Consider the following 16934-nt stretch of genomic DNA (forward strand, 5'->3'; position numbering starts at 1 on the left):
CCAATCAGCAATGATTGGCTTTTTTTGTGCCTATTATTTGTCTCTTCTTAAACTAAGTCGGCTATCTGCTTTTTAAGCTCATCTGATGCCGAAACCAATGGTAGTCTTACCTGATTTCCACAGATTTCTTTAAGCCGTAATACCTCTTTTACTCCCACAGGATTGCTTTCAGCATACATCAATGGGTTTATTTCTTTGAACGATTCAGTTATCTTTTTAGCTCCTTCAAAGTCACCATTTAGCGCAAGTTTAGATATGCTGCTGAACTCTTCAGGAAAACCATTGGCTAATACGGAGATTACTCCTTTGCCTCCTAGTTTAATGATTTCATCTGTCAGTAAGTCTTCTCCAGAAAGCAGCAAGAAGTCTTCTGGCTTGCCATCAGCTATTGCTTTGCACTGTTCTAAGTTTCCGGAAGCTTCCTTCATTCCGATTATATTAGGGTGCTTGGCTAGTTCCAGAGTGGTTTCCGCGGTCATGTTAGACATCGTTCTGCCCGGTACATTGTACAATATTACAGGTACTGGAGAGGCGTCTGCTATGGCTTTGAAATGAGCAACGATACCGCGCTGGCTTGGCTTGTTGTAATAAGGACTTACAGATAGTATTGCGTCAACACCTTTTAGATCAGTGTCTTTTATTTCTTCAATTACAGCAGCTGTGTTATTACCGCCTATTCCGTAGACTATTGGTAAGTTCTTTGGGTTATTGGCTCTGGCAAAAGCTAAAACGGCCTTCTTTTCTGATCTGGTCACCGTGGCTACTTCACCTGTAGTACCCATTACCACAAAATAATCTACACCTAAAGCAGTGAAGTCTAGCACCCTTTTTAGGCCATCATAGTCTACTAAACCTTCATTAGTAAAAGGAGTGACTAATGCCACGCCTGTTCCATATAATTTCTCCATTATCTGATTGCCTTAATATATTTTACTGTTTGTTCTGCAAAGTTAGAAGTACCGGCACTTTTATTCATACCAATCATCAATTCGTAATAGTCAGCAGCCTGTTGAGAATGAAAGCCAACTCTGCACTTTGCTTTTGTATTGATCAACATGGTTCTCATGATTTCGTTTAGCTCGAAATCTAAATGAATGAGAAAGTCGAACGATGTAGCTAGGAAACTTTCTACCTCAGGTGAGTTGATTTTTCCCCAACTACTTAACTGATCTATTTTGAAGAATGGATGTTTGCTCTCGGTAATATCTTTCTTATCTATAAAGCACAGTACGTCAACCTGTTTGCTATCAGCTTCAATAAGCTCGACAATAGAGTCTGCAGATTCTGACTTCTTCTCTCCGTAAGTGTAGATAATCCCTATGTTTTTGGCACTTTCAAACGATGGTATTTCTTGGTTTTTTGCCCGTTTTTCGGGCTTGTGGAGCATCTTAAGTAATTTCTTTCCCAGTAGAGACATTAGCCGTTAATCATTTTAATAAATTCTTCTTCTGAAATAATATTGATACCTAGTTTGGTGGCTTTTTCTAGCTTGGCCGGCCCCATATTATCACCGGCAATGAGATAGTCAGTTTTAGAACTGATTGACGAAGTAACCTTTGCTCCACATTCTTCCAGAAATGCTTTAAGGTCTGATCTTTCAAAAAGTAAAAAGATTCCTGAGTATACAACTGTTCGATCTTCGAAAAGCTCTGAACCAATTGACATGAAATCATCGAGATCTAGTCCAACGCCCAGAGAAATTGCAGAATGGGGTTTGTTTGCCACTGTGTTCGCAGACCGAAACCTACTATAGCTGTTACTAAAGGGTTGATAGCCATCATAAGTTATAGCTCCAATTTGGCACTCTAAGTGCTCCAAGAATGATTCAATTGAGTTGGCATTTAAGGATTCAGCTAACTTAGTTGTAAGCTTCGCACAAGCTATTGCGTCATCGAGAGCATTATGATGGTTTTCTAATTCAATCCCAAAATGCCTACACAGTGTGGGGAGCTTATAATTGGGTGCGCTTTCAACTAACATCTTTCCAATTACTAGCGAGCAAATATAGCTGATTTCATGATCTAAAGTGTCTAATGAACTACCTAAGGCATGTCGTAGAACCGACATGTCAAAAGCTGCATTGTGACAGACGATGATGTTGTTTCTTATTATTTCATTCAACCCACTATTGTAGATATCATGAAATGATGGTTTATCAATTACATGTTCTTCAGAAATACCATGGATTGAGGTGTTGAATGGATCGAAGTAGAATGGGTCAGGTTTAATAAGCTCATAATGAGTATCAACTACTTCTCCGTCTTTTACAATAGCTACTCCAATTGAACAGGCGCTTGATCGTTTTGAGTTTGCAGTTTCGAAGTCAATTGCAATAAAATTCATGTTTGTGTATCTATTAGTTTGTCAAATTCTTCTTCAGTGATAATCTTAAGCCCGAGTTTTATTGCCTTATCTTTTTTTGCTGGCCCCATTTTTTCTCCCTCAATTACAAAGTCAATGTTTGAACTTATGGCTTTTACATAGGTACCACCTAGACTTTCTATTTTTTCGACAATTGAATCTCTAGAATAGTTTTTAAGTTTACCGGAAGCAATTATTCTTAAACCTACCAAAGGTTGATGATTACTATCAGATTCAATAATGGAGATAGTTTCAAAGTTTAATCCAAAAGTCTTTAATTCTTCTATTCGTCTAATATTTCTGTTGTCTTTAAAGTATTGTAGAAGGCTTTCTGCTAGCTTATGACCAATGCCATCTATTTCAAGAACGTGACTTTCACTGGTACTAATTAAATTATCAATGGACTTAAATTTTTTGGCTAATAATTTTGCAGAAGTCTCTCCAATGTGTCGTATTCCTAGAGCAAATAACACCTTTTCAAAAGGCTTGTCTTTGCTTTCGTTGATGCCAGCGATAATTCCTTCTACCGCTTTTTTCTGAAGCGATGTTGACTTTAATTTCGATATGATTTCTTTCTCCTTTGGTTGGAGCTCAATAAAGAGATTAGTAATTATATCATGGATATTTCGTTCGGTTTTAGCTAATCTCTTTAGTGAGTAATCGTCAATAGTATGGTTTTTTTGTAAAAGCGGAATCAGAACTTTATGTACCTCTAATGAGGTGCTCATTGAATCTTCACTAGTAAAGCAAGCTTCTATGAAAGTCAGGCCATCTTGTTGATAATTAATGCCCTTCTCCTGTAATCTTCCCTCAACACTACTGAAAAAGGTTTCAGGATTAATTTGTTCAGAATTCAAAAGAAGGTTATCAATTTGTTTGAGAGTTGGTTTTTCAAGTAAGGCGTAAAATATTTTTCGGTTGCTAATACATAGTTCTCCTTCTTCATTCTTAGAGTATTGGTCTGATTCCAGTTCAAAACCGATCAATTTTTTCTCAATTTGTGGGAGTCTATATAGATCTGAAATGTCATGGATTATTTTAGACTTAATTAGAGCATCTAATCGCTGACTTCCAAGTGAGTCTATGTCCATAGCTCTTTTGCTAACGAAATGCTCAATTCTTCCTAGGATTTGAGGAGGGCAGCCTTCTGAATTAGGGCAGTAGTGATTTGCTTCCCCTTCCTTTCTCACTAATTCCGTACTACACTCTGGGCAGTGAGTGATGTATTCTACTGGCGTACTATCGGTAGGTCTTTGCAATTCATCAATGCCAGTGATTTTTGGAATTATTTCTCCGCCTTTTTCAACAAATACGGTGTCCCCCAAATGAAGTCCTAAGCGGGCAATTTCATTAGCGTTATGAAGTGAGGCTCGCTTTACTGTTGTGCCGGCAAGTAGAACTGGTTTTAAGTTGGCTACAGGAGTGACGGACCCGGTTCTTCCTACTTGATAAGAGATACTCTCTAATACGGTTGAAGCACTTTCCGCCTTGTATTTATAGGCAATAGCCCAACGAGGACTTTTAGCGGTAAAACCTAACTCATTTTGTTGGTCTAGGCTGTCTACCTTAATCACCACACCATCCGTTTCGGAAGGCAAATCATGTCTTTTGGTTTCCCACTCTGCGATGTACTCTAGTACTTCTTCTATAGTGTTACATCTTTTGTAAGTAGGTGATACATTAAACCCCCATTGCTCTAATTGGGCCATAGATTCAGAATGGGTATTGAAGTCCAAAGAATCGCCAAGTAAATAATAGAGGTAACAGTCTAATTTTCTGGAGGCTACAATTGAAGAGTCTTGCATTTTCAATGTGCCAGAGCCAGCATTTCTCGGGTTAGCTAAAGGTTCTTCACCATTTTCAATGCGTTCGGCATTTACTCTTTCAAATTCCTTTTTTGGAAAGTAAACTTCTCCTCGAACTTCAAAACTTTCTGGAACCTGGTGCTTTACTTTTAGTGGGATGCTTCTAATAGTTTTGGCGTTAGTGGTTATATCATCACCTTGGGTGCCATCTCCTCGGGTAACGGCCCTTTTAAGTTGGCCATTTTCATAAGTGAGACTAAGCGCTGTACCATCAAATTTCAGCTCGCAAAAATAGGCGTAATCATCTGTACCGAGGCCTCGTTTTACACGACCATCCCAATCTATAAGGTCTTCTTTAGAGTAAGTGTTGCCCAATGAAAGCATAGGGTATTTGTGGACAACTGTCTCGAAATTCTTTGTGATGGTGCCACCAACTCTTTGACTAGGAGAGTCTTCAAATTTGTACTGTGGAAATTGATTTTCTAGCGCAATCAGTTTTTCCAAGAGTTGGTCGAACTCATAGTCGGTTATCTCGCTTTTATCTTTCTGATAATACAGATCGTTGTGGTAGTTGATCTTTTCGGAAAGCTCTTGAATTTGAGCCAAAGCTTGCTGTTCGGTCATTATCAGTTTAGTTTTTCTAGTGAGAGTTGAATTTCGGCTTCAGCACTTTCTAGCTTGCCTTTGCATTGCGCAATTAGCCCTGTGGCTTCTTTAACCAGAGAGGAAAGTTGGTCAATATCAGGATCTTCGTTTTCAATTCTCTCCACTATATCATTAATCCTTTTAAGGGCGTCTTTATAACTCAATTGCTCACTCATTTTCTATATCTGTAACTTTACTCTTAATGGTGTTTTGATGGTTTTTTGTCACCAGATTATCGCCAACCATTACTTCTTGATTGTTAATAGATCTGCCATTCTTTAAGGTAATGGAATAGCCTCTCTTGAAGACATTTTCAGGGTCTATAAGTTTAATTTTGTTTTGAAGGTTGTCTAAAGAATTTCTTTGTTTTTCAACCTTCGCCTTGCTAGCAAATTTTAGCATGTGAACCTTGTCTCTAAGTAGATTATCGGCCTGTTTAAGATAAGTTGATCCTGCTCTTTCTAATCTGTGTCCCTGATGTGAAAGTTGGTCTTTTGCGCGAGAGAATTTGTCTCTAATGCCTCTTTCTAGCCGAATGTTGAGTTCATAGATAGAATTGTAGAAACTATCCACTCCATTGATGATGAATTCGGCTACGGCTGTAGGGGTTTTCAGAGAGGTGTTGGCCACTAAATCGGCAATGGTTTCGTCTCTTTCATGGCCAATGCCAGTCAATACAGGTAGGGGAGCCGCAGCAATAAGTTTAGCCAAACCATAGGCATCGAAACTATCTAGGTCTGTTTGTGCACCACCACCACGAATTATAACAATAAGGTCGAACTCTGAAGATCGCTCTTTGATATTGGCCAAGGCTTTACCAATTGATTCTTCTGTTTCATTGCCCTGCATTACGGCATTGAAAGTCTCCGTTTTAAAATCGTACTGCTGGGCGTTATTTGAAAGCTGATCCATAAAATCGCCATAGCCTGCGGCTGTAGAAGAGCTAATAATGGCCAAGCGTTGAGGAACTAAGGGGAGAGGGAGGGCTTTGTTTAGTTCAAGGTATCCTTCTTCTCGGAGCTTTTTAATTGTTTCTTCCCGCTGTTTGGTTTTTTCGCCTATAGTAAAGTTTGGGTCGATGTTATTTACTGTTAGGCTCATGCCGTAAACTTCATGAAAGTTTATGCTCACATTGAAAAGTACTTTTATGCCTGCTTTTAATGGTGAACCAGTGGCCTGATTGAACTGCTGTTTAATAGTTCTATACGTGTAGGCCCAAATATTAGCTCGTATTTTAGCCTGAATGAAGTTGGGTTCTTTTTCGACCAGCTCCATGTAACAATGGCCTTTTACATTCTCTCTTAGTTCGCTTATTTCTGCAATTACCCAATAAGAGGGAGCCATTGAGTTTTGCAGTTCAGATTTAATGAGACTGTTGAGTTCGTACAGCGACATGTGAGCCATGTCGCAAATTACGCCAAAGCTATTTCGCTACAAATTGGGTAAACAAAAAAATCCTGCACTCGGCAGGATTTAATTCTTAGTTTTTTTGCTGTGGCTCTTCGTGTCTTCCACCACCTTTAGAATCGTTATGCGGTGGTGCATCTCTGTCGCTAATTCTCTTCATGAGTGAGCGCCTAAAATCTGAGTCAATTCTAATGACCATCCAAATCTGACCTTTGTCTAAAACTTTATTAAACCTGGTCAAGTATTCCTTTTCTAGATCTAACTCAGCCTGCTTCTGATCAAGATAAATATCTAGCATTTTGTCGGCATTGGTGTCAGACATATTTCTCCAGCCAGATTCGCTTACCAAAACCTTTTTTTGCTCATTGTATTTCTTGCCTAGGGCTTCTTTTTTAGTTTCATATTCATTGAAAATTGGCCAGAATTTCTGGGCTGTATTTACATCGAGTTGCAGTCTGTTAGACAAAAAAGCTACTCTTGCTGCTTTTAGTCTTTCTAGCTCTTCTTGTCTGTTTTTTCCTCTTTCATCACCTTGTTGAGCAAAAGAAAGCGTGCAAGCAAGAAGTATTAAGCCTGTATATATGAGTTTCATATTTTTAATAATCGAAGTATTCAAAGTCATAATTCAATTCTGTGTTGGTAGAAAGAACATCTGCAAAGATGTTAAGTTCTTCCGCAATCATATCATCTAGTAGAATATCTAGAGAATCTAGGCCTTCAAATAAATCTTCTTGAGATGATTGTTGAGCGTGTAAGTACTCAATGATGGTCTCATTAGATATGTCTGAAAGAGATGGTTCAACAATGCTTTGTTCTGGCATTAAGAAGTAAAAGCTTGCTATTAGCGCAAGGGATGCCGCCACAGCAGTTACCTTAAACCAAAGTTGCTGAGTTAAAGGAATCACCTTGGTTTCATTGCCAATAGTTTTTTCCAGAATACTATCCGTTAGCTCTTCAAAATAATTAGCAGGTACCTCAAAAGGCAACTCTTTAAGTTTATCTGATTGATTTAAAATGCCTTCAGAATTTTCAATGAGCTTACTGTGCAAATTATCGAAGTAGCCATCGGGAACTTCGAAGACATTTTTGGCCAACTCAGGGTTGTTATCCAATTTAATATGTTTGTCTTTGTTGCTCATTTTTTATTTGATTATCAAATGGTTAGAAGGTTTAATCTTGGTTTAAATCTTCTTCTATTTTTTTCACTGCTAAGTGAAAGCTGGCTTTTAAAGCGCCTACACTCGTGCCTGTTATTTCAGCAATCTCATCGTATTTCAGGTCGTCAAAATACTTCATGTTAAACACTAGTCTTTGTTTTTCAGGAAGCTTTAAGAGTGCCTTTTGAAGTTTCATTTGAATTTCGTCTCCTGAAATTAGACCACCGTGGGTTAGATGGTTTTGTAGCTCTCCGTGAACATCATCTATTGAAAGAGAAGTTCTGCGCTTCATCTTTTTTAGATGATTAAGGGCTTCGTTTGTTGCTATTCTATATATCCAGGTGAAGAGTTGAGAGTCTTCTCGAAAATTTTCGAGGCTTTTATATACTTTAATAAATACCTCTTGGGTTACGTCATCGGCATCGTCATGTGTGATTACAATTTTTCTCACATGCCAATAAATACGTTCCTGATAAGCTGTTACTAGCTCTCGAAACGCCCTCTCTTTTGTAGAGGCCGACTTAAATTCTCTTAGTAATCCTTTTTGTTCCAAGACTTCCAAATCAGAGGTTAGACCACCTTGGTTGCTTAAGGTTTAACCTGTTCTCTTAATATAGTAACATTATTGATGAATGGAATTTTATCTAGCCTTGAAGAGTTAAGGTAAAGTGTTAATTTAGTTATTGTTAATATTTAGACGATGGGCATTCTTGATGATATAAAGCAGAAAAAGGAATTTAAAAGTCCTTATGAGAAGTTGATGGTAAACATCATTTATACCAATAGTTGGCTACACGATCAACAGAATAAACTTTTTAAAAGTCATGGAATAACCACGCCTCAATACAATGTATTAAGAATACTAAGAGGCCAGTACCCTGAACCGTGTACTGTAAACACCATCATTGAAAGAATGCTGGATAGAATGTCTAACGCGTCTAGAATTGTAGATAGGCTTGAATCTAAAGAGTTGGTAGCCAGAACAGTCTGCAAGTCGGATAGAAGAGCCAAAGATGTTGTGATTACGGAGAAAGGCTTGGGCATTCTGGATAATGTAGACCAAGAGATGACCGGTTGGTTACATAATTTTGATTCAATTAATCAAGACTTGGTAGAAAAAGCGAGTGACACGTTAGATGCTTTTCGTCAGGTTAACGTATAACTCCGTACGACTTCAGAATAGAGATTACCCTGTTTAATGGAATAGATTCAACGGTTCTGCCATTGCCAGTCATAGTTTGTGCTGTAAATAGAGAGTTAATTATTGCTTCTTCGGTTGCCTCAATTGTGGCCATAAATAGCGCAGACATCTCATCGTTTCTTAGCACTCCACCATTGTCTGTTGTATTTCTGGTTTGATAAGGAATGCGCATGCTTTCTGCGGTAGAAGCAGCTATTACATAATCACCGCTTCCATTTGATGCTATACCACCTGTTTTTGCTAAGCCCATCATGGCACGCTTGGCTATTCGCTCTAATTGTCTTGCATCTAAGGGAGCATCGGTAAGTACAACCATCATGCAAGAGCCATCACTTTTTTCAATGGCATTTTTGAACGGGTATTTATTAAGCTCTTTTCCAACCGGAACACCCGCAATAGTTAGAACCCCACCAAAATTGGTTTGTACCAAAACTCCGACAGTATAACCGCCTAATGATTCAGGCACTAAGCGAGAAGATGTGCCAATTCCTCCTTTATAACCGAAAGCTACAGTACCAGTTCCTGCACCAACATTGCCTTCTGGTGTCTGGCCAGCTGTTGCTGATTCTATGGCTTTTATAACATCAGATTCGGAAATGTGCATACCTCTTATGTCATTTAAACCACCATCGTTTGTTTCTCCAACAACAGCGTTAACGGAGCGCACATTTTCGTTGCCTTCTAACCCTAGCGTGTACTTGACAGTGCCTTGGATGCCCATGGGTACACTCAACGTATTTGTAAGAATGATTGGAGTTTCTAGATTCCCAAGTTCTTGTACTTGACTTATGCCTGCCAACTTTCCAAAACCGTTCCCTATATAGATGGCTGCTGGTACTTTTTGTTGAAAGATATTTCCTGAGTGGGGGAGAATTGCTGTTACTCCCGTTCTTATTGTTGTTCCTTCAACTCGTGTTGTGTGTCCAACTTTTACACCATCTACATCTGTTATGGAGTTTAGTTTTCCTGTTTTCATAACACCTATTTCCACACCATAATCTCTTGCTTTTTGGGCAAAAGAAGCGGTGGAAAAGAATAGTAGAATAAAGGAGAGAAGTACTTTCATGAGATGAATATATAGAAAAATAGGATGGTGTTTGTTGTAAGCTATTTGCTGTCAAATTCTTATCTTCCGATTTGACCAGACTAGTAGCTATGAACAACAAGGCCGTAAAGCTCTCACTTTACATTAATTATTTCGTTTTTGCCATTCTTCTTAATTCTGTTGGCATTGTTATTCTCAAGTCGCAAAACGTTTACGGTGTAGATGAGGTTGATGCTAGCTCTTTGGAAGCTTTTAAGGACTTTTCCATCATGTTTACCTCTTTTCTGATAGCCTCTTTTCTCCCTAGAATTGGTTATAAAAAGGGAATGTTGGGTGCTTTGTTATTGGTTACACTGGGGTGTATTCTTATGTATTTTGGTAATTCATTTTGGAGTGCGAAACTGCTATTTATGTTGGTGGGTATAGGCTTTGGAGTAGTGAAAGTGTCTGTGTACTCTGCTATAGGATTGGTAACAGAAAACGAGCGTGAGCACAATAGTCTAATGAGTAGTATTGAGGGTGTGTTTATGTTTGGTATAGCCCTGGCTTATTTTCTTTTCCCTGCATTTAATTCTGAGGCTGACCCTAACGCTTGGTTAAATGTTTATTGGCTATTGGCTGGGTTGACCTTAGCGGCCTTTTTCTTACTTACACGGGCTAAGTTCGATCAAAGTTATGATGCTCCTGGTGCTGGTTTAAAAGAAGACTTTCTTGAAATGGTTAAGCTAATAGCGAGACTTTTGGTAATTGTTTTTGTGCTTTCGGCTTTTCTTTTTGTGATGATGGAGCAGGGAATAATGACCTGGCTGCCAACCTTTAATCAGAAGGTGATGAATCTGCCAGAGAATGTAGCCATTATGATGTCTAGTGTATTGATGATTTCACTAGGTATTGGACGGCTTGCTGCAGGGCAGCTTACAAAACGCTTCTCATGGGTGAGCGTATTAACTGTTTGTATATTAGCTGCCATGGCTATTGTTTTATTCATTTTACCAAAAGCTGTAAATGCTAATATTGAAGCAGTTGAAACATTGGCCGATGTTCCTGCAATTGGTTACGCTTTCCCTCTTGTTGGTCTGTTTATAGCACCTATTTACCCTCTTTTAAACTCAGTGGTGTTAAGTGCATTGCCAAAGAAACTTCATAGCCCAATGTCTGGATTAATCATTATTTTTTCTGCCCTAGGAGGTACGTTAGGCTCTAGAATTATAGGCTACCTGTTTAGAGAGCTAGGAGCAGACCAAGCCTTCTCTTATACATTGGTGCCTATGGTGCTTTTGTTGATTGTCATTTTCGTTTTGAAGCGACTTACCGACAAGGCAGGAGCTGTTCAACAAGCTTAAACCTTCGCATAAAATTTTTATCTAACTAGTTGAAACTTTTAACATTCCATAAAACTAACCATGAAACGATTTACACTATTTTTTGCTCTAATGGGTACAGTAATTATTAGCTCGGCTTTCAATCCCAAGCCAATAGAAAGTAATGCCGTACAATTACATCAGGACTCTAAAATTGAATTGCCAGATAATATAAAAGAGATAGTAGAGGTAAAGTGTATGAATTGTCATAAGCCTGATGCACGTAATGAGAAGGCCAGAGAAAAACTGCAGTGGGTAAAGGTGCCTGAAATGAATAAAGAACAGCAAGAAGATTTTATTGCTGAAATGTTTGAGGTAATTGAGGATGGCGATATGCCACCGGCAAGAATGGTGGAGAGAAACCCGAAAATGAAATTAACAGATGAAGAAAATAAAGCCTTTATGGCTTGGTTAGAAAAAGAAGAAAAACGCTTGAAGGGAAAGTAACCCAGTATCATTCTTCTACAAAAGAATAAGGGCCTGTTTCTATTAGAAACAGGCTCTTATTTTATGGGGTTAAACTCTAAATTTCCTTAATCAGATCTAGAATTCCTGAGTTCTGTCCTTTAGGACGAACTACCATCATTGGTATATCGCTATTGTACTGAATTAGTTGTTCCGCCCTGCTACCAATAAAGAGGGCTGTTGTAGAGCTTCTTCCTTTTACTCCAATAAAAATGGTTCCAGGATTATGCTCATGTGCAAAGTCTATAATGTCTGTTACAGGGTTGTCATTAGTATCGAGAGAATAAACAACTTCTAGATTGACCCCTTCGTGGTCTATCTCAGACATAAACTTTTTATAATCTCTTTCGGCATTTGCCCTCATCACCTCGGCAAATTCTTCATAGGTTTTACCAGAGTAATGGTAGCCTCCTGGGACAGTAAATACGTTTTGGCAAACAATGCGTACATCTTTGTATTTCCTAGCTACTCTAATCGCCTCTTCCATGGCAATTTTAGAGTGTTTAGAAAAGTCGCAAGGAACGTGTAAGAAGTTTACATTAGGCTTGGCTTGTTCTGGTATAATGAAAAGGCTACAAGCAGCTCTTCTGGCTAAGCGATTAGACAGAATTCCTCCTCCAACAAAACTCTTATGTCTACCCATCATAATAAGGTCTATGTCGTTCTTTTCAACGAACTTCAGAATAGACTTTGAGGGAGCACCTTCTCTTACGTGATACTGAGAGATGTCTATCAGTTTTTGAGATAGTGAGTTTTTCACTAAAGTTTGAATCTTACTCTTTCTGTCTTCGATAGACTTCTCTTTGATTTCTGGGAAATCTTTGAGAACACCTTCAGGGATTTTCATCTCACTGATGCTGTTGAAAAAGTGTATTTCTTTAGTCTCGCTAGATGTTGCAATAATTTCTAGAAACTTCAGAAGTGTCTTGTCGGCATCTGAAGTATCCATTAGTACCAAAATCTTGTCTCTTACTGGCATGTGGCTAATATTCTGTGCAAAAGTAATATTCCGCTTTTTCCTACGCCAATAAAGATATACAAATAAATGGAAGGACTTTAAAGACTTAAAGAGTCATTAGAGTATCTGCCAAGAGCTCAATTAATTCCTTAGAATGGGTTGGGAAAGAAGCTATTCTAATTTGCTTTCCTTTGTAAGCTCCGTAGCCGTTTCCTATTACAAAGCCTTTGTCTTTTAGCGCATTTATAATAGCTGCAGAATCGCCCTCTGTATTGGCCACTGCTACAGTTTCAGATCGGAGTTTTTTATCTGGAACAAATGCTGAAAGTTTTGGGTGTTGTTCTATGGTATGATAAAGCAATGCAGACTTATATTTTGCCTCTCTTCTGATAACATCTAAGCCTTTTTCTAGCATATCGCCAGTTACTTTACTGAGTAGGAAAATATCTAAAACATTGGCGGTAAAAGTAGTCTGGTACTTTGTGCCGTTCTTCAGTAAGTTAGGTAAGGCCTGATACGAGCCAATTGAATGGCCTCTTGCTCTTTTTTGCTCTGATTTTTCAATGGCTCTTGGGCTAACAATCCAAACACCTAAACCAGCTGGCAAGCCAAAGCATTTTTGAACAGAAAAATAGGCGCTATCTACTTGAGAAAAATCTAGATCAACTACAGGAAATGCCGAAACCCCGTCCACAGCTATCAGAGCATCAGGGTGAGCTTTTCGAATAGCATAAATATCTTCCGTAGGAAAAGAAACTCCCGTTGAGGTTTCATTTAGAGCCATGCTTATAAGCTCGGTATCGGCCGGAATAAGGCTTGGGTCTGTATTGGGGAAGCTGCCAAATTCAGCAGTAGCTTTTTGTGGCTTCAAATGCCAGTCGGCAGCGAAATCATAAAATCGATTTGAAAAGGCACCGTAGCAGTAGTGAAAAGAATTCTCTATTACCAAATTTTGTAATTGCCGTTCCCAAATTTCAGTAGCAGAGCTTAAAAAGAATATCTGGTAGTCTTCGGGAATATCCATCAAAGACTTAAGGTTTTCTACCGCTGTTTTATAGTAGCCTTCGGCTTGAGTGCTGCGATGGTTTACTTCCATCACTTGGTCTTTTAGTGCAGTTCTAAGGTGCTCCTCAACCGTGAAATATATTGCAGATGGACCGGGGGTAAAGAATATCTTTTTAGGCATTATTTTCTTCCGCTTTCAGTAGCTCCACATGTTTGTGGTAATGATTCCTCACAAAGAGGAAATAAAACATGAGAGGGAACAAAATTATAATACCGCAGATGAAAAACATCATGCTGATTCCATAATATTCGGCAACGTAGCCAAGGGCTATTGAACCCGCGCCAATTCCTAAGTCTACTGATGAAAAGAAAGTGGCGTTAGCAGCTCCACGCCTTTCAATAGGTACCATGTTCATGGCCATGGTCTGTACGGTAGGCATAATAATGCCATTGCCAAAGCCAAGCACCATCCCAGACATCATTAAAGGCCAAAAACTATCTATATATCGAAGCCAAACTAAGCCTAATACAGTAAGTGTTAGCCCAATGGCTACCAGAGTAGATGGTCCGTGCTTATCCATTACTTTACCTACAAAAAGCCTTACTATAACTACACCCAGGGCTAGAAAAATAAAGAACAAAGCACCTTGTTTTATGCCTTGTTCATCGCTATAAATTCTGATGAAAGATATGATGGCTGCAAAAGGAAATGCTCCGGTAAACATTACCAATGCAATTCTATTTACCCTCTTATCGAACATCTTAGACAGCTGCACTTTTGTTTCGCCAGTACTTACCTTCGGCATTTTTACAAATAGCGTCAGCACCAATGATGCAATAGCTACAATTGTTGAGATTGTAAATAGGTTAGAGAAGTTGTTTTGCCCCATAATCTGATCTCCAATGTAAGGAGCAAGTGCAACCGCAAAAGTCATGGCCATTCCGAAGTAGCCAATGCCTTCACCTCTTTTAGATTCAGGCACTAAGTCGGTAGCAATTGTGCTGCCTCCTGTAGTAATTATTCCCCATGAAAAGCCATGAAAAACTCTAATAAGCAATAGGAGAAAGAAGGTATAGGAGAAATGATAGCTAGCACAAAGAATGGTGAAAAACACTAACGCTACTATATAGACCATTCTTCGGCCGTAGGCATCTAACATATAGCCTGCGATAGGTCTAATAAGTAATGCAGATAGAGAATAAACACCTATAATATAACCTACTTGATTGTTGTTTGCATCTAATGCGTTTACGGCATATACTGGCAGGGTAGGGAGTAGGAAATAAAAGGCAGCAGCCATTAAGAAATAGGCTGTACCATGAAGTATAAAGTTCTTGGTAAAGATAGTGTCAGTTGGAGTCGTCAATACTGCAGTATTCGGTAAACCTGCAAGCTAAGAAAAAGCATCTGTAATGCCGTAGAAGATTTATATGAATGTGCTTGGATAGGAAATATGCATTTTTTCCTTTTTGTTGAAACCAAAGCCTTTCTATGTTTGTATTACAAATGAGATAAGGAAATACCCATTTGAGCTTAGACCAGTTTTCGAACTTTACAATTTTAACTCAAATACCGGGTGAATCCCTCTCAAAACAAGGCCTCACCCCGAATTTTCGGGGCCTCGTACTTAGTGCAGGATAACAGTGGACTGTTGCGAGTTTAAAGGATAGCCCAAATCTTGTCTTTAATAGAGGTTCGAAAAGACCTCTGGGTTCTTATGGGTTTAATATAAAAAGGGTCGTTCATTAAACGACCCTTTATTTTTGGTAATTAAAAAGAAGATTTACTCTCCTCTGAAAACTATTTCACCGCCAACTACAGTCATAGTGGCTTTTGCTTTTAGTATTTCTTGCTCAGGAACAGTCATAATATTCTTGTCGAAAATAGTGAAGTCGGCTGCTTTACCTACTTCAATAGATCCTTTGAAGTCTTCTTCAAATTCAGCGTAAGCTCCGTCTAGAGTATAAGACTTTAGCGCCTGTGCTCTAGTCATAGCTTGATCTGCCTCAAAGCCACCTTCAGGGAAACCATCCAAGGTTTTACGAGAAATAGAAGCGTAGAAAGATGGTAGTGGATCTAGAGGTTCAACTGGTGCATCGGTTCCATTACAAACCACAGCGCCAGCATCCATCAATTTTTGCCACACGTAAGCACCCTCTACAATACGCTCTTCACCCAATCTATCAATAGCCCAAGGTCTGTCAGAACTCATGTGAATGGCTTGCATAGCAGCTACAATATTCATCTCGCCAAAACGAGCAATGTCTTCTTCGCTTAAGTGTTGGGCATGTTCAATTCTGAATCTTTCAGCTTTTCTATCGACATCTGGGTATTTATCAAAGGCGGCTTCGTATCTGTCTAGAATTTCTCTATTGGCTCTATCGCCTATAGCGTGAGAACAAACTTGAAAACCAGACGCTAGTGCCTTTTCAGAAACAGTGGTTACTGTTTCCATTGGTAATGTTTCGTGTCCATAATGTCCAGGTCTATCAGTGTACTCTTCTAATAACCAAGCTCCTCTAGGCCCAAGTGCTCCATCGCAGTTTAGTTTAATCGAACGTACAGTGTGGAGGTGGTCAGGGTCAATCATTGGGCCTTTTTCATACCACTCCTCTAAGAGAGAAGGCTGGCGACCAGTAAGCATGGTGTACATTCTTACCTTTAGTTTACCTTGGTCTTTGAACTTTTGAAGTCTATCAATAAAGTCTTGTCCTGAGCCGGCATCATGAAAGCTAGTTATGCCTAGTCTAAGGCATTCATCTATAGCCATTTGCAAGGCTTGTTCAGCTCTCTCTTCGGTTTCTGCTGGTACTAGCTTGCCAATAATGCTGGCGGCTCTTTCGGTGAAAACCCCAGTTGGATTGCCTAATTCATCCTTAATAATTTCTCCCCCTTCTACTTCTCCTTGAAGGCTTTCAATGCTAAGGTTGTTTACCCCAGCTAATTCCATGGCTTTGGCATTTCCAAAAGCAGCGTGGCCACTGGCATGTCTCAACCAAACCGGGTTGTCTGGGCTTACAGCACTCATTTTATCATGAGTTTGAAAGCCCTTTACCATATTGTCTGGTTTTTCAATCCATTTATCCTGATGCCAACCTCTACCTGTAATCCAATCTCCTGGTTGCGCCTTTTCTACTGCTTCAGCAACTTTTGCAACTAGTTCATCATAGGTTTTTACATACATGAGGTCTAGTTCTAATTTGTTATAGCCAACACCCATCATGTGAGCGTGTGATTCAATGAATCCAGGTGTCATAGTTTGACCATTGAGGTCTACCATTTCAGTTTCGTCTCCTTGATATTTCATAATATCAGAAGAAGAACCAACGGCCATAATCATTCCGTCTTTTACGGCAACGGCTTCTGCCTGTGGGTTGGAGTCATCTACGGTATAAATAGAGCCGTTGTAGAAGATTGAGTCGGCTTTTTCGCCCGATGAACAGGCACTTAGTAAAAGAATCAGCCCTGCCAATAGGCCTTTAAGTGAGTTCTTAATTTCCAGCATAGTTATAGTTTAATTTGA

The 16934-nt window shown here is 39.2% G+C and carries 17 protein-coding genes; 3 read left to right on the top strand and 14 right to left on the bottom strand.

What is annotated here, in order from left to right:
- Positions 1-47 precede the first annotated feature (47 nt).
- The 9 genes from dapA to T7867_RS12845 all read right to left on the bottom strand — a co-directional run bounded on the left by dapA (position 48) and on the right by T7867_RS12845 (position 7928).
- Positions 48-908 carry a 4-hydroxy-tetrahydrodipicolinate synthase gene (gene dapA, locus T7867_RS12805; protein ID WP_068223845.1) on the bottom strand — a complete coding sequence of 287 codons (861 nt, stop codon included), beginning with the start codon at positions 906-908 and terminating at the stop codon, positions 48-50.
- Positions 908-1417, bottom strand: a complete 510-nt coding sequence (locus tag T7867_RS12810; RefSeq protein ID WP_068223841.1) for a DUF6913 domain-containing protein — start codon at positions 1415-1417, stop codon at positions 908-910. Before T7867_RS12810 ends, dapA begins: the two co-directional genes overlap by 1 nt.
- Positions 1417-2343 carry an exonuclease domain-containing protein gene (locus T7867_RS12815; protein ID WP_068223839.1) on the bottom strand — a complete coding sequence of 309 codons (927 nt, stop codon included), beginning with the start codon at positions 2341-2343 and terminating at the stop codon, positions 1417-1419. The genes T7867_RS12810 and T7867_RS12815 overlap by 1 nt, the downstream gene beginning before the upstream one ends.
- Positions 2340-4790, bottom strand: coding sequence for an NAD-dependent DNA ligase LigA (gene ligA, locus T7867_RS12820; protein WP_068223836.1), 2451 nt, complete (start codon positions 4788-4790; stop codon positions 2340-2342). Before ligA ends, T7867_RS12815 begins: the two co-directional genes overlap by 4 nt.
- Before the next feature lie 2 nt (positions 4791-4792).
- A complete protein-coding gene (gene xseB, locus T7867_RS12825) occupies positions 4793-4987 on the bottom strand; it encodes an exodeoxyribonuclease VII small subunit (protein WP_068223833.1) in 195 nt (64 codons plus the stop codon).
- Positions 4980-6206 carry an exodeoxyribonuclease VII large subunit gene (xseA, locus tag T7867_RS12830; RefSeq protein ID WP_157717700.1) on the bottom strand — a complete coding sequence of 409 codons (1227 nt, stop codon included), beginning with the start codon at positions 6204-6206 and terminating at the stop codon, positions 4980-4982. The genes xseB and xseA overlap by 8 nt, the downstream gene beginning before the upstream one ends.
- Before the next feature lie 85 nt (positions 6207-6291).
- Positions 6292-6810: a hypothetical protein gene (locus tag T7867_RS12835; protein ID WP_157717699.1), complete on the bottom strand. Its 519-nt coding sequence runs from the start codon at positions 6808-6810 to the stop codon at positions 6292-6294.
- A gap of 4 nt (positions 6811-6814) precedes the next feature.
- Positions 6815-7357, bottom strand: coding sequence for a hypothetical protein (locus T7867_RS12840; RefSeq protein ID WP_068223824.1), 543 nt, complete (start codon positions 7355-7357; stop codon positions 6815-6817).
- A gap of 31 nt (positions 7358-7388) precedes the next feature.
- Entirely contained in the window at positions 7389-7928 is a 540-nt protein-coding gene (locus T7867_RS12845; RefSeq protein ID WP_089082301.1) for an RNA polymerase sigma factor, read from the bottom strand.
- Positions 7929-8075: 147 nt separating this feature from the next.
- Here T7867_RS12845 and T7867_RS12850 point away from each other — a divergent pair, with 147 nt between their 5' ends.
- Positions 8076-8537 carry a MarR family winged helix-turn-helix transcriptional regulator gene (locus T7867_RS12850; protein ID WP_068223818.1) on the top strand — a complete coding sequence of 154 codons (462 nt, stop codon included), beginning with the start codon at positions 8076-8078 and terminating at the stop codon, positions 8535-8537.
- Here T7867_RS12850 and T7867_RS12855 read toward each other — a convergent pair.
- The gene (locus T7867_RS12855; protein ID WP_322299388.1) at positions 8527-9642 is read right to left on the bottom strand and encodes a DmpA family aminopeptidase; all 1116 of its coding nucleotides are present in this window, start codon (positions 9640-9642) and stop codon (positions 8527-8529) included. The two genes, T7867_RS12850 and T7867_RS12855, sit on opposite strands and share 11 nt — an antisense overlap.
- A gap of 89 nt (positions 9643-9731) precedes the next feature.
- On the opposite strand from T7867_RS12855, the gene T7867_RS12860 reads away from it, so the two are divergent.
- Positions 9732-10964: an MFS transporter gene (locus tag T7867_RS12860; RefSeq protein WP_068223814.1), complete on the top strand. Its 1233-nt coding sequence runs from the start codon at positions 9732-9734 to the stop codon at positions 10962-10964.
- 60 nt (positions 10965-11024) lie between these two features.
- A complete protein-coding gene (locus T7867_RS12865) occupies positions 11025-11429 on the top strand; it encodes a heme-binding domain-containing protein (RefSeq protein ID WP_157717698.1) in 405 nt (134 codons plus the stop codon).
- Between the two features lie 76 nt (positions 11430-11505).
- On the opposite strand, the gene T7867_RS12870 is transcribed toward T7867_RS12865, so the two are convergent.
- From T7867_RS12870 to T7867_RS12885, 4 genes are all read right to left on the bottom strand, one after another.
- A complete protein-coding gene (locus T7867_RS12870; RefSeq protein WP_068223808.1) occupies positions 11506-12426 on the bottom strand; it encodes a universal stress protein in 921 nt (306 codons plus the stop codon).
- Between the two features lie 85 nt (positions 12427-12511).
- Complete coding sequence (locus tag T7867_RS12875) at positions 12512-13591, bottom strand: aminotransferase class V-fold PLP-dependent enzyme (RefSeq protein WP_068223805.1); 1080 nt, start codon at positions 13589-13591, stop codon at positions 12512-12514.
- Positions 13584-14777 (bottom strand): MFS transporter, encoded by a 1194-nt coding sequence (locus T7867_RS12880; RefSeq protein WP_068223802.1) that lies wholly within the window; start codon positions 14775-14777, stop codon positions 13584-13586. The genes T7867_RS12875 and T7867_RS12880 overlap by 8 nt, the downstream gene beginning before the upstream one ends.
- A 417-nt stretch (positions 14778-15194) precedes the next feature.
- Complete coding sequence (locus T7867_RS12885) at positions 15195-16916, bottom strand: amidohydrolase (protein ID WP_185101287.1); 1722 nt, start codon at positions 16914-16916, stop codon at positions 15195-15197.
- Between the last annotated feature and the right edge of the window lie 18 nt (positions 16917-16934).

It is taken from the genome of Roseivirga spongicola, assembly GCF_034376045.1.
GTDB lineage: Bacteria > Bacteroidota > Bacteroidia > Cytophagales > Cyclobacteriaceae > Roseivirga > Roseivirga spongicola.